Annotated in this window: 11 protein-coding genes; 10 read left to right on the forward strand and 1 reads right to left on the reverse strand. The window is 41.0% G+C overall.

What is annotated here, in order from left to right; translation table 11 throughout:
* The first annotated feature begins 116 nt into the window (after nt 1-116).
* The 10 genes from BMX34_RS06585 to BMX34_RS06630 all read left to right on the forward strand — a co-directional run bounded on the left by BMX34_RS06585 (nt 117) and on the right by BMX34_RS06630 (nt 12,634).
* Entirely contained in the window at nt 117-2,795 is a 2,679-nt protein-coding gene (locus tag BMX34_RS06585; RefSeq protein ID WP_092572009.1) for a sensor histidine kinase, read from the forward strand.
* Complete coding sequence (locus tag BMX34_RS06590; protein ID WP_092572011.1) at nt 2,788-3,486, forward strand: response regulator; 699 nt, start codon at nt 2,788-2,790, stop codon at nt 3,484-3,486. The genes BMX34_RS06585 and BMX34_RS06590 overlap by 8 nt, the downstream gene beginning before the upstream one ends.
* 439 nt (nt 3,487-3,925) lie before the next feature.
* Nucleotides 3,926-4,003, forward strand: coding sequence for a K(+)-transporting ATPase subunit F (gene kdpF, locus BMX34_RS09995; protein ID WP_412457636.1), 78 nt, complete (start codon nt 3,926-3,928; stop codon nt 4,001-4,003).
* A gap of 21 nt (nt 4,004-4,024) precedes the next feature.
* Nucleotides 4,025-5,767, forward strand: coding sequence for a potassium-transporting ATPase subunit KdpA (locus BMX34_RS06600; RefSeq protein ID WP_092572015.1), 1,743 nt, complete (start codon nt 4,025-4,027; stop codon nt 5,765-5,767).
* A 26-nt stretch (nt 5,768-5,793) separates the two neighbouring features.
* On the forward strand, nt 5,794-7,848 hold the full coding sequence (gene kdpB, locus BMX34_RS06605) for a potassium-transporting ATPase subunit KdpB (RefSeq protein ID WP_092572017.1): 2,055 nt from the start codon (nt 5,794-5,796) through the stop codon (nt 7,846-7,848).
* Nucleotides 7,849-7,859: 11 nt separating this feature from the next.
* Nucleotides 7,860-8,510: a K(+)-transporting ATPase subunit C gene (gene kdpC, locus BMX34_RS06610; protein ID WP_092572020.1), complete on the forward strand. Its 651-nt coding sequence runs from the start codon at nt 7,860-7,862 to the stop codon at nt 8,508-8,510.
* 339 nt (nt 8,511-8,849) lie between these two features.
* Complete coding sequence (locus BMX34_RS06615) at nt 8,850-9,539, forward strand: type 1 glutamine amidotransferase domain-containing protein (protein WP_234971692.1); 690 nt, start codon at nt 8,850-8,852, stop codon at nt 9,537-9,539.
* Between the two features lie 101 nt (nt 9,540-9,640).
* Nucleotides 9,641-10,939 carry a hypothetical protein gene (locus BMX34_RS06620; protein ID WP_092572024.1) on the forward strand — a complete coding sequence of 433 codons (1,299 nt, stop codon included), beginning with the start codon at nt 9,641-9,643 and terminating at the stop codon, nt 10,937-10,939.
* A gap of 481 nt (nt 10,940-11,420) precedes the next feature.
* Nucleotides 11,421-11,771, forward strand: a complete 351-nt coding sequence (locus tag BMX34_RS06625; protein WP_159428876.1) for a DUF4298 domain-containing protein — start codon at nt 11,421-11,423, stop codon at nt 11,769-11,771.
* 44 nt (nt 11,772-11,815) lie between these two features.
* A complete protein-coding gene (locus tag BMX34_RS06630) occupies nt 11,816-12,634 on the forward strand; it encodes a glycosyltransferase family 8 protein (protein ID WP_092572028.1) in 819 nt (272 codons plus the stop codon).
* A gap of 221 nt (nt 12,635-12,855) precedes the next feature.
* Here BMX34_RS06630 and BMX34_RS06635 read toward each other — a convergent pair whose 3' ends face one another.
* Nucleotides 12,856-13,512: a nitroreductase family protein gene (locus BMX34_RS06635; protein ID WP_092572030.1), complete on the reverse strand. Its 657-nt coding sequence runs from the start codon at nt 13,510-13,512 to the stop codon at nt 12,856-12,858.
* Nucleotides 13,513-13,521 lie beyond the last annotated feature (9 nt).

A 13,521-nucleotide genomic window follows, 5' to 3' on the forward strand; every position in this document is an offset into this window, starting at 1 on the left:
ATATTAGATTAAGATAAAATCTTTATACAATCTTAATGTCATGGTATTAGTCTTTACGAGGTCAAAAGGTCGGATAAAGTACAATAATCTTAGGAGAATCGAAAGAAGGTGAGCTTATGGTGAAAGATTTAAAATCGGATTATCAGCTTGATCAGTCAGGATCGATGCAAGGGAAATTAAAGATATTCTGTGGCTATGCCGCAGGAGTAGGTAAGACCTATGGAATGTTAGAAGCAGCTCATAGCGCCAAAGACCAAGGCATTGATGTCGTGATTGGCTATATTGAGCCCCATACTAGACCGGATACTTTGCGCTTACTTGAAGGATTAGAGACGATTCCAGCGCAAGAGATTAACTATCGAGGTTTGACTTTGAAAGAATTCGATCTTGATGCAGCATTGGAGCGTAAACCGCAACTTATTCTGGTCGATGAATTAGCTCATTCTAATGCCCAGGGCTTAAGACATAGCAAGCGATATCAAGATGTTGAAGAGCTATTGCGCGCTGGGATTGATGTTTATACGACCTTAAATATACAACACCTTGAATCATTAAAAGACGTGGTCGACACAGTTACTCAGGTGGCCGTGACGGAACGGGTGCCTGATTCAGTCTTCGATGCAGCTGAGCAAATTGAGTTAGTTGATATTGAACCAGATGATTTAATCCAACGCTTAAAGTCGGGTAAGATTTACCAACGGGTTCAAGCTTCACGTGCCCTAGATCACTTCTTTACTCGTGAGAATTTAACCGCTTTAAGAGAAATCGCAATGCGTCGAACTGCCGATCATTTAAGTCGCCATGCCCAAAGAGCGGGAAATGAACAAAGTGTCAAGGCCAGTGAACATATCCTCGTCTGTATCTCAAGTTCGCCGAGTAATGCTAAAGTGATCCGGACAGCTGCCAGAATGGCTGAGGCCTTTCATAGTCATTTTACGGCTTTGTATGTGGACGATTCAGAACACAAAGCTGTAAAAAGTAATGAACTGAAACAACTAAGAGCTAATTTACGTTTAGCAGAACAACTTGGCGCTCAGATTTCTACCGTATATGGCGATGATCCAGCTACTCAGATTGCCGAATATGTTCGAGTCAGTGGCATTACTAAAATCGTGCTCGGACGGACCCATCAACCCAATCGTTTATTGATGGACCAGAAAACTTTGGCGGATAAGTTAACTCGATTAGTAACTGATATTGACATATATATTATCCCCGACAGCCAGATGAATCAGCCAAGAGATTATAAGCTGTTTAATAACACATCGCTCGCTTTTTCTTGGGAGGATATTCTTAAAGTCATTGCTTTAAATATTTTAGCCACGGTGATTAGTTTTGGTTTTTATCAAATTGGTTTACGGGAAGCCAATATTATTACGGTGTATATTCTGGCAGTATTATTAACCGCTGTCTGGACTCGGGGGCATTGGTATGGAGGCTTAGCTTCCTTATTAAGTATGATTGGCTTTAATTACTTCTTTACGATTCCACGGTTTTCGTTGGCGGCTAACGCGCCTGATTATCCGGTTACCTTTCTGATTATGTTATTTTCTAGTTTGATTTCGAGTACATTGGCCAGCCGAGTGAAGAAACAGGCTCAAGAATCGGCTCAGCGAGCTTATCATATGGAGATTCTGATGAATAGTAATCAGAAATTAGCTCAGGGCCAAAGTGAAGCTGAGATTCTTCAAGTAGCGGCAAGTCAAATTACTGAGCTCCTCAAGCGCCCCATCTTATATGGCTTGGCCAAAGTCAATATGCCTTTGCAGTTTCATGAGACTAGCCGACCTGGGATGGGCAAGCTGATTGGTGAATTAACTCAAGACGAATTAGCGATTGCGAGTTGGGTGATTAAGAACAACAAGCACGCTGGTGCAACCACCAACACCTTATCGCATGCGCAGAACCTATACATGGCAGTGCGGGGAACTCAAGGGGTCTTAGGAGTCATCGGTATTCCAACCAAATATTATCCAGATTTAACGATGTTTGAGAAGAACCTGATGGTTTCCATTTTGAATGACTGTGGTTTAATGTTGGAAAGACGACGACTGATCGAGGAAAAACAATTCATTGAAATTGAGACACAACGAGAGCGACTGCGGTCTAATCTCCTACGATCGATCTCTCATGATTTGCGGACCCCTTTAACGAGTATTAGTGGCAATGCTTCTGTATTAATGGATCAAAGTATTCATTTAGCAGAGAGTAAGAAGCAAGAACTTTATACTTCAATTTATGATGATGCGATGTGGCTAGTCAATCTGACAGAAAACTTGCTCTCAATAACCAAAATTGATAATGGAACCATGCAGTTAGCCATCAATGCTGAATTATTAGAAGATGTCTTCCATGAGGCGGTGACTCATGTGGACCGAAAGATAGCAAATCATCATTTAAAGGTTGAACTCCCCGATGAACTTCTCGTCGCAAGAATGGACGGCCGCTTAATTGTCCAAGTGCTAGTGAATTTATTGAACAATGCGATTAAATATACTCAAGAAGGCTCTGAAATTTATTTAAAGGCAGAACGAAAAGCCCATTCGGTATGGATTCAGGTCAAGGATAATGGACCAGGAATTCCGCTGCGGGCCAAAGAACATCTTTTTGATATGTTTTATACAGCGGATTTAGGGCGGTCGGATAGTCGTAGAGGCTTGGGGTTGGGCTTAAGTCTTTGTAAGTCTATTGTGGAAGCCCATGGAGGTAGAATTTGGGTGAAAGATAATCAACCCCAAGGGACAGTCTTTACCTTTACGCTTCCTTTAGAAGAGGTGAATATAGAAAATGTATAAACCAAAAGTATTAGTCATTGAAGATGATCCTGCAATTACAAATTTGATTCGAACAACTTTGGATACGCAAGCCTATCAATATCATACAGCTAAGACTGGATCCGAGGCTTTGTTAGATGCCGTATCTTATAATGCAGATGTCATTATTTTAGATTTAGGTTTGCCTGATATGGACGGGGTGGAAATTATTCACAAAGTACGCGGTTGGAGCCAAGTGCCAATTATTGTGGTTAGTGCTCGTAGCGAAGACCAAGACAAAGTAGAAGCCCTGGATGCCGGTGCCGATGATTATTTAACCAAACCCTTTAGTATTGAAGAATTCCTTGCTCGTTTACGAGTTGCTCTAAGACGAAGTCAAACAGAAACAACGCTAACGCAAGCGCCATCTAGCCTATACCAAAACGGCGACTTAGAAATTGATTATGCAGCTGGGTGTGCTTATATGCATGGTGAAGAAATCCATTTAACGCCAATTGAATATAAATTACTAACGGTATTGGCCAAACATACAGGTAAAGTCTTAACCCATAATTTCATCCTTAAAGAAGTCTGGGGAAGTAGTATCGGTGCTGATGTGCCGTCTCTACGCGTATTTATGGCGACCCTGCGTAAGAAAATTGAACCCACCCCCTCAGATCCCAATTATATACAAACCCATATCGGTGTGGGTTATCGAATGATAAAACAATAAATTATTGATGATGAAAGAGCTGACGAGTTAAACAACTTCAATGATTCCCATAGCTCAAGATATAAACGCGACCTCTTGTTTATTCATCACATAAAATTGAACTGATGAAATTTTTAGGGAAATCCAGCACTCCTTGCTATCAGCTTTCATAACATCCGTGTCTTTCTGACCGTAATAGATCTTGGATGATCTAATTCGGTGGATTGATGCGGATTTTTTCTTATTTTAGTTAATCTTTATGCAATCTTAATGTCCGAGCTCAAGCACTAAGACCAACTTTATAAGCTTTGCTGTACACTAAGTTTTGAAATGATGAAGGAGGAATAACCATGTTAGATATCCTAATGATTTTAATTGGAATGATGTCTATTATCGCTGTCATCTTATTAATTCAATGGTGTCAGGGACAAATCGAACACAAAGAGTAAGGAGTCAGATTATGATTGTACTTTCAGTAATTATTATCTTGTTATTTATCTATTTGATTTACGCTTTAGTCCATCCAGATAAATTTTAAAAAGACAAAGAAGGTGAGTTTATGTGGCAGATTCTGCTGACTTTATTGATTTATTTAATCTTGGTAATTCCGGTAGGGACTTATATGTTTCGTGTCACGCTTCAGAAGGAGACTCGACTAGATCCGCTATTGAATCCACTGGATCAATTTATTTATAAATTGGCGGGGATTCATCCAGAACAGGCGATGAATTGGAAACAATATGCTTTAAGTTTGGTCAAGACCAACGGTATCATGCTCTTATTGACCTATCTTATTCTACGTTGGCAAAGTATAGGATTATTCAATCCGAATCAGATTGGGGCAATGGAAGCATCTTTATCATTTAATACTGTAATCAGCTTTATGACCAACACGAATTTACAACACTATGCTGGAGAAAGTGGTTTGTCCTACTTATCTCAGATGTTGGTCATTATCTTTATGATGTTCGTTTCAGCAGCTAGTGGTTATGCCGCTTGTGTGGCTTTTATCCGTGGACTTGTCGGTAATTCCAAGGATAATATGGGAAATTTCTATGTCGGCTTGGTTAGAATTACCAGCCGAATATTACTCCCATTCTCTTTAATCGGGGGTCTACTTTTGGTCTGGCAAGGAGTTCCGCAAAACTTATCGGGAAACATCATTGTCGATACCTTGGAAGGCAGTAAACAAGTCATTGCAATGGGACCGGTAGCGGCTTTAGAGATTATCAAGCACTTAGGAACGAATGGGGGTGGATTTCTGGGCGCCAATTCGAGTACGCCAATTGAGAATCCAACTATTCTCTCTAATTTGATTGAACTCTATTCAATGATGCTTTTACCAGGCGCTTGTGTTATCACCTTTGGCAAGATGTTGGTCGAACGAAACCAACCTTCAAATCCACTCAATCTAGTAAAGTATCGAGTTAAGGGGCTCACAGCCCGATTCTTTGGTCCGCAAGGTCGAAGTATCTTTACGGCCATGAGTATCTTGTTCTTCCTAGGTCTAATTCTCTGTGTTTGGGCTGAAAATCAAGGTAATCCGATCCTAGCAAGACTCGGCTTGAGCCAGGCGATGAGAAGTATGGAAGGCAAAGAAGTTCGCTTTGGTATTGCTCAATCCGCTTTATTTACCACCACCACGACTTCCTTTACGACGGGTACTGTTAATAATATGCATGATACGTTAACCCCACTGGGTGGCTTGGTTCCCCTGCTCCATATGATGCTAAATGTGGTCTTTGGGGGCAAAGGGGTAGGATTAATGAATATGATTATGTATGCCATCCTATCAGTATTTATTTGCGGATTGATGATTGGCCGTACACCTGAATATTTGGGTAAGAAGATAGAAGGCCGAGAAATGAAGCTCACCGCTTTAGCCATTATTATTCATCCCTTATTAATTCTAGCTTTTTCGGCTTTAGCCGTTGGGACGACTTGGGGAAGAGAAGCCTTATCTAATCCAGGCTACCATGGACTATCGCAAATACTTTATGAATATGCTTCTTCGGCGGCTAATAATGGTTCTGGCTTTGAAGGCTTAGGCGATAATACACCATTTTGGAATATTACGACAGGTTTGGTAATGTTCTTTGGGCGATATTTATCGATCGTGATTCAATTAGCGATTGCTGGATCTTTAATGCGCAAACCTTTCATGAATCAATCTGTCGGAAGTCTAGAAACGGATACAATTAGTTTCGCGCTGATTTTAGTCTTTGTGGTCTATATCTTTGCTGCTTTGACCTTCTTTCCGGCTTTGGTATTGGGTCCAATTGCAGAGCATTTAACTTTATAAGATTATTTGATGAGGAGGAAGATTCCATGGCGCGAGATAATCAATCGTTGCTTACTAAGGATTTAATGAAAGATGCCCTGCTGGGGTCAGTCAAGAAACTAAATCCACTCTATATGGCAAAGAATCCTGTGATGTTTGTCGTTGAAGTTGGTTTCTTGATTAGTTTATTGTTAAGTGTATTTCCCCAATTATTTTCTAAGACAGGGGTGGATGCGAATTCACAGACTTATAATTTGTTTGTGTGTTTGATTTTATTACTGACTTTATTATTTGCTAATTTTGCCGAATCTATTGCTGAAGGCCGAGGAAAGGCTCAGGCGGCCAGTTTGAAGAAGACCCAACAAGATACTAAGGCACGACGGCTCTTAGCAGATGGCACTGAAGAAGTCGTTCTTTCTAGTGAATTAAATAAAGGTGATCTTGTCTTAGTCGGAGTGGGCGAAGTCATTCCAGGTGATGGTGAAGTATTGGAAGGAGTGGCTTCGGTTGACGAATCGGCGATTACTGGTGAATCCGCACCAGTTGTCCGTGAATCGGGCGGTGATTTCTCATCGGTAACTGGGGGAACGACGGTTGTATCGGATTGGTTGAAGATTCAAATTACTTCAGAATCTGGGAACAGTTTCTTGGATCGGATGATTGCACTGGTAGAAGGGGCTTCAAGAAAGAAGACGCCTAACGAAATTGCCTTGAACACACTGTTAGTATCTTTGACCATTATCTTTCTTATTGTGATTGTAACCTTATATCCAATGGCCCAATATTCAGGAATTACTTTACCTATTTCAACCTTGATTGCTTTATCGGTCTGTCTGATTCCTACGACGATTGGTGGACTCTTATCCGCGATTGGGATTGCTGGAATGGACCGAGTCACTCGATTTAATGTCATCGCCATGTCAGGGAAAGCTGTAGAATCTTGTGGCGATGTTGATACCATGATTCTTGATAAGACCGGAACGATTACTTATGGAAATCGCTTAGCTGCTGAAATCATTCCCGTCGGCGATGTTGATTTATCTTCAGCACTTCGCTGTGCCAGCTTAACGAGTCGCCATGATGAAACTCCGGAAGGGAAATCAACCTTAGATTTGGCCATTAAATTAGGCGACCAAAGTCATATCGAGGATAGGGTCGAATTTATTCCTTTCACTGCTCAGACTCGAATGAGCGGGGTAGATTTAGCAGATGGGAGTCAATTACGTAAAGGTGCTGTCGATGCCATCATATCTTTTGTCAAAGAACAAGGGGGGCAGGTCCCAAGTGACTTAATCGGTCAAGTAGAACATATTTCGAGTTTAGGGGGAACGCCTTTAGTGATGTGTGAAAACAATCGCATCCTTGGGGTCATCTACCTTAAAGATACAGTCAAAGAAGGTATGGCAGAACGGTTCGAACGCCTACGGGCGATTGGAATTAAGACGATTATGTGTACCGGAGATAATCCTTTAACCGCTGCTACGATTGCTAAAGAAGCTGGCGTCGATGGGTTCATCGCTGAATGTAAACCTGAAGATAAGATAGAAGTGATTAAGAAAGAACAAGCTGAAGGCAAGATTGTAGCGATGACTGGGGATGGAACGAACGATGCCCCTGCTTTAGCCCAAGCTAATGTTGGTTTAGCCATGAATAGTGGTACGACTGCGGCGAAAGAGGCGGCTAATATGGTCGATCTAGATTCTGATCCAACCAAGATTCTGGAAGTGGTTGAAATTGGTAAGCAATTATTGATTACGCGTGGAAGTTTGACAACTTTCTCAATTGCCAATGATATTGCCAAATATTTCGCTATCATTCCAGCCATGTTCATGCTAGCGATTCCTGAATTAGGTGTGCTAAATATCATGCAACTAGCGACCCCTCAAAGTGCCATACTCTCGGCTTTAATCTTTAACGCCGTAATTATTCCTTGTTTAATTCCCCTAGCCATGAAGGGTGTTAAATATCGACCTATGTCTGCCGCTAAATTATTAGCTCGCAATATGATGATTTATGGTCTGGGTGGCGTGATTACCCCGTTTATCGGGATTAAATTAATCGATATCTTGATTACTCCACTATTAAATGGATTAGGAATGTAGGAGGCGGATTCATGAAAGTAAAACAATTATCTTTCTGGCAAGATTTAGCGCAAGGGTTCAGATTAACGTTGGTCATGCTTGTTCTCTGTGGCTTTATTTTTCCGATGATTTTGACCGGATTGAGCGCTATGTTATTCCCCAGTCAAGCTAAGGGGAGTTTAGTAGAATTTGATGGTCAGCATGTTGGCGCGAAGAATGTTGGCCAAGAGTTTCGTCAAGATTATTTCCTCTGGAGTCGACCATCGGCTTATCACTACAATGTATATCGAGAAGATTCAGCGGGCAATCAAACCTATCTCGATGGCAGTGAGTTTGCTGGCTTAGCATCGGGTTCAGATAATTACGCTCCATCCAATCCAGCACTCGCTGACCGGGTTAAACAAGATATGCAGACATTTCTGGCCAAAAACCCAGGAGTTAAAGTCGAAGACATTCCGACGGATTTAATGACCGCTTCAGGATCAGGTTTAGATCCACATATTTCCAAAGCGGCCGCTGAAATTCAAGTCGACCGGATTGCCAAGGCATCAGGTCTAGCTAAAAGTAGTATAGAAAAGATTATTCGGAAACATACGCAAGGGAAATTATTGTCTATCTTAGGTGAAGAAACAGTCAATGTTCTGCTCGTAAATATCGATATTGCTAAAGCGATGCAGAATTGATCCGTTTGAATAATATGTAGGCTCTCTACAGGATTTGCAATAAACAAGTTCTACTGAACGATAGTGACCATTAAATTTAAAAATTTCTACCTAACAGGCTGGATAATCAGTGCCGATTGTTAGGTAGTTTTTTTATGGAGAATGTTTTTCATTGATAGGCTTAAATATCTCAACCAAAAATAATTTGTGATATTTGTGACCCTAGAGAAACTTTTTGTTTAAATATCGCTTTATATTTTGAGCGTTTAAGTAAGAAAGCAAAGCTGAATTGTGCTAGGCTTAAGTTAAGCAATACAAATATTTATGAGTCATTCAAGGTCAATAAGAGGGGTGGTTGGATTGAAGGTCTTAGTTGTCTTAACGAATTCTGAGTATTACGATCGAGCACACAAATATGCTAGCGGTTTATGGTTAGCCGAGGCGACTGATTTCGTCGATGTAGTTGAACAAGCTGGACTAGAGGTAGATTTTATGAGCCCTAAAGGAGGGGTGGTGCCGATTGATCCAATGAGTCTCCACTGGTTATTTACCAACCGATCAACCTTAAATCGTTATCAATCCGTTCAATTTCAAGATCGGGCCTTAACTTATTCGCTGAATCCAGCGCAAGTTAAATCTCGAGATTATGTAGCGATTTATTATACAGGGGGTCATGGGGTCTTAGCAGATTTCAAGGATAATCCAGCTTTGAAGCAAGTTGCTGAAGAAATCCACCAACGAGGGGGTTATCTTTGTTCAGTCTGTCATGGCTTAGCAGGCTTGTTAAATTTACAAAATTCAGATGGAAGCTATCTTCTCCAAGGTAGAAGAGCGACTGGTTTTACCACTCGCGAGGAGAAGTTAATGGGTAAAGCCCAAGCTGTGCCTTACCATGTCGAACAGATTGCACGCGAACGCGGCTGTAATTTCCGTCGGGGCATTCCTTTTACACCTTTTGCCCTTAAAGATGGGCAAATAATTACAGGACAAAATCCGATGTCCAGTCACTATGTTGCTCGCTTGTTGATGCGTAGTTTAAGCAAAAAGTAAATCATTATTAGTTAAAGCTTTTCGCGTAATCAAGAAATAGATTTAAAATGTTAATCAATACTAGCCTTAAAAATATGAATCAATATGATAGGAGCGATAAAATGGTCGAAGTGAGTTCAAGTGCCGAATTAATGCAAGCTGTTCGAGAGAGAAAGACGGAGATTGTGTTAACCCGTTCAGTGACCTTGGCCAGTCCTTTATATTTAAGTCCTGAGGTATCGATCTCTGCCAAGGCTCAAGAAGATGGGAGCCTGCCGCGATTAATCTTCTCCCATTCAGATGGGCTGATTCTTAGTGGTTCTAGCCAAATTAAAGATATGATTTTGATGACTCGACAAGATAAGAAAGCGATCCAAATATTAGCTCAACAAAGTGAAGAAGATTTCGGTCAACTTATTTTGGAGAATTTAAAGATTAATGGACAAGTCTCATTGATCTTCCGGGCGCCTACCTTGAAAGCATCAGTCAAAGTGAACGATGTACATGTGATCAATACGGATACGCGGGCTTATCTGGAACAACCACAAAAATATGGGGTCAATGTTTTGCAAGGGGCTTTTACCCTTTATAACTTCAATCCGAACCAAGATAGTCAGATTGAAGCGAGTATTGAAGGGTTGGCCATCGGTTTACCAGATCAACCGGTTTGGGGTTCTGGTGTTTTTATTTCTGGCTTTGGCGACCAAGGTAGTCAAGTTCATGTCGACCGCCTACAAGTAAATGATATTTATTCTACCGGAGTGCTTCCTCAAGGTGTCGCTGATTATATCACGGCAGGAATGTTTATTTCATACGGCGCGCTGGTCGACGAACTTATCCATGATGGTGTGACCATGACCTATGGGGTCAATGATATGGTTCTTGATGCTTGGGGCAAAGTTCAACGATGGATCGTTAACGACAAGGTAGTTTCTTATGGACCTTCTGGTGTGGGCTTCGTTAATTTCGGTCAAGTTGATTATTTTGAAGCCAATGCTAGCATTGAAACCTACGGTACTGGGGCACGTGCTTATAACCAATATGATGGATACCTCAAAGAAGGCCTTTTCTCTGATATTATGACTCATAATGATGGGGCCGTCGGGATTCAAATTTCTAAGAAAGTAGATCGCTTAAGAATTCGCGGGAATATTCATACCTTTGGTAGTCTAGGTCAATCCCTAGTCAAAGGGGTGAATGTTGATCTTCCGGCTTATGCCTTCTCACTCAAGGAAGGGGGAGCTTTGGACGAATTCATCGTTGAAGGAGATATCCTCAGTGAGGGAGACCAAGTAACGACTGTGATTATGGAAGAAGGCGCTCAGATTGGTCAAGTGAAAGTCGCCGGTCGGGTTGACGCCAAGGGTCAAGACTCTCAAGCCTTTTCAAGTCAAAGTTTGGCGCAACAATTTGAAGCTTAATTTAGTATTCACTAAGAAATCTATTTGATTTCGCCGATATCACGAGATTTGAGATAATACATTGACGGACCAGATTGGCCCTTTCGAACAAATACAACCATTCATCCTTATAAAATAACATCTGTTTCTTTGTATTGAACAAGAGAATAGCTCATCTAGCTAGTTAATCAGCCTATGTTTATTGATTCGTTAGCTTTTTCACTGTATTTTTCCGTGAAAGCTGGCTGTTTAGCTGGAATGACGACGCTTGTTCTTGCGGAGATTCAGATGTTTTCTTTTTCTAAGCTGAAATAAGGATTGATCTGCTTATAAAAGTTTCCCACGCTTAGGGTATTATCTTCAGCCATGCAGTCTGGTCAATCTATCTGAAGTTTATGTGTTAATTTATATATTTATATCATTGATTTCTGAAAGAAGATTCTTGCAAATCTTTCATGATTGGTGGATGATAGAGAAAAGATCAAAAGGAGTGGAACCCTCGATGTCATCTCATCAACCTGAAGCAGGAAAAGAAGAAACTCAATTAAAGCAGCGGATCGAGTGGGTCGAATATATGGAGGCAGTCAAAGATCGTCGTTGGCAGCTTGTCAAAACATTGGACCAGGCCCTGTCACAACTCGTAGACTCCGAAGAAGACTACCAGCGCTTATTAGATTATTACGGAAGTCAAGAATTTCGCCAAGATGTGGATGACAGCAACCAAGGAATTATTCCGGCCGAAGTCAAACAAGGCGTTCTTTCTGAAGATGAAGTGTTTAACTTGGTTGGGGCCAACTACGATTTGTCGGTTCGTTTGATCGAAGTTGCTGCTTTACTCTTAAAACATCCCTAGGAATTTATTGAAGGAAGTTGTCTATGATCTAGGAAGGAAGTCCCATGAATCTATTATTTTCAATCGATGATAATTTTGTCGATCAAATGTTGACCACACTATATTCTATTTCTTGTCATCATCAAGAAAAGATGAGCGTCTATATTCTACAAAAAGAGGCCCTAAAGGAGACCGATAAGATAACGGATTTTATTAATAAGCTGGGCTATGACTATCAACCCATAATTATTGGTCAGACCGGGTTTTCTGATGCGCCAACCACCGACCGGTATCCAGAAACCATTTATTATCGGCTCTTAGCCCATGAATTCTTACCGGAGGATTTAGATCGAATTCTCTACTTAGATGCTGATATTCTTTGTATTAATGATTTTTCTAATCTTTATAAGTTAGATTTAGGCTTGAATTTATATGCGGCAGCAAGTCATACCAAGGTTGGTAATTTATTAAATAAATTCAATCAGAAGCGTTTAGGTCTGGCTGAAGTGACCGAGTATTTCAATTCGGGTGTCCTGTTAATGAATCTTAAGCAAATTCGCCAACAAGTTCGACGAGAAGATATTTTTGCTTTTATTGAGGACAATTATCGGACTCTATTTTTGCCGGATCAAGATGTTTTAAATGGTCTCTATGGACCGGAGATTATTTCACTTCCCGACGAAGTCTATAACTATGATACACGCTATGGTTTTATTTATGAAAGCTTGTCGCGCGGTGAATGGAATTCAGATTGGGTGATGGTCCATACGGTCTTTCTCCATTTCTGTGGTCGCAATAAACCTTGGATTCCCAAAGTCGCTGACGGCTTGGCTTTACTATACAAGCACTATCAAGCCCAAGCTCAGAAAATATTAGAAAAATAATATAGCTAAAATCCACCAAGGCAGGATTTCTTAGTCGTTCAGGCTAAGAAATTGCTTGGTGGATTCTTAGTTTATCTTTACTACAGTATTAAGACAAACTGTTGTGTTCGAATTAATCAAAGTTAGCTATAAATGACCTTAATTTCATGACATGATAAATAGGTCAAGCGAAAATTGCTAATTTGATGGTTAAGCTAGGCATCATCGATTCATCTGACCACTTAATCGACGAAGCTTAATACATCTTCAAGGGCATAACGGATAGATTTAACTTCTTCTTCGGCATGGTCAGGATCGGCTTTACCAATAGCTAGGGCCATACATGGCGTATAACGTTCAGGATCCAAATCAAGTAATTGAGTCAATTGCTTGCCATCGTAGCCAGCAATCGGATTAGAATCATAACCGTAAGCCCGGGCAATCAACATGAGCTGCATCGCAGCCAAAGAGGCATCCCGTTGGGCATCGACGATGAGCATTTCCTTGGGGGCTCTTTCATATAGAGGTAAGAAAGTAGCCAGAACTTCATCGCGTTTCTCGGCCGTGATTCGACCAGCTTGGTAAGCTTGATCCCACAAATCTCGATAGGAATGGAAGGCTAGGGCATCGGCGAAGATGACGACCATGGCGGCACAAGTTTCCAATTGAGGAGAATTAAACTTCATAAAGCATTGTCTTAATTTGTCCTTGCCGGCTTCGGTATCGACAACGATAAACTTCCAAGCCTGCAGATTACAGGCTGAGGGAGCCGTAATGGTGGCTGAAATCATATCGGTCATCGTTTGGCGATCAATGTTTACTTTCGGGTCGAAGTGACGGATAGAGTGGCGATTGAGTAAAATATCAGCAAAATCATTATTCACAAAGTCTTGTTTCATAGCAATCCT

Origin of the sequence: Ignavigranum ruoffiae (genome assembly GCF_900110675.1) — a bacterium.
In the GTDB taxonomy this organism is placed as follows: Bacteria; Bacillota; Bacilli; order Lactobacillales; family Aerococcaceae; genus Ignavigranum; species Ignavigranum ruoffiae.

Excerpts from the sequence above, each read along its gene's own strand:
- BMX34_RS06625 (WP_159428876.1), top strand. The coding sequence starts at position 11,421 with ATGTCATCTCATCAACCTGAAGCAGGAAAAGAAGAAACTCAATTAAAG.
- kdpC (WP_092572020.1), top strand. The coding sequence starts at position 7,860 with ATGAAAGTAAAACAATTATCTTTCTGGCAAGATTTAGCGCAAGGGTTC.
- BMX34_RS06630 (WP_092572028.1), top strand. The coding sequence starts at position 11,816 with ATGAATCTATTATTTTCAATCGATGATAATTTTGTCGATCAAATGTTG.
- BMX34_RS06590 (WP_092572011.1), top strand. The coding sequence starts at position 2,788 with ATGTATAAACCAAAAGTATTAGTCATTGAAGATGATCCTGCAATTACA.
- BMX34_RS06620 (WP_092572024.1), top strand. The coding sequence starts at position 9,641 with ATGGTCGAAGTGAGTTCAAGTGCCGAATTAATGCAAGCTGTTCGAGAG.
- kdpB (WP_092572017.1), top strand. The coding sequence starts at position 5,794 with ATGGCGCGAGATAATCAATCGTTGCTTACTAAGGATTTAATGAAAGAT.
- BMX34_RS06600 (WP_092572015.1), top strand. The coding sequence starts at position 4,025 with ATGTGGCAGATTCTGCTGACTTTATTGATTTATTTAATCTTGGTAATT.
- BMX34_RS06585 (WP_092572009.1), top strand. The coding sequence starts at position 117 with ATGGTGAAAGATTTAAAATCGGATTATCAGCTTGATCAGTCAGGATCG.
- kdpF (WP_412457636.1), top strand. The coding sequence starts at position 3,926 with ATGATTGTACTTTCAGTAATTATTATCTTGTTATTTATCTATTTGATT.
- BMX34_RS06635 (WP_092572030.1), bottom strand. The coding sequence starts at position 13,512 with ATGAAACAAGACTTTGTGAATAATGATTTTGCTGATATTTTACTCAAT.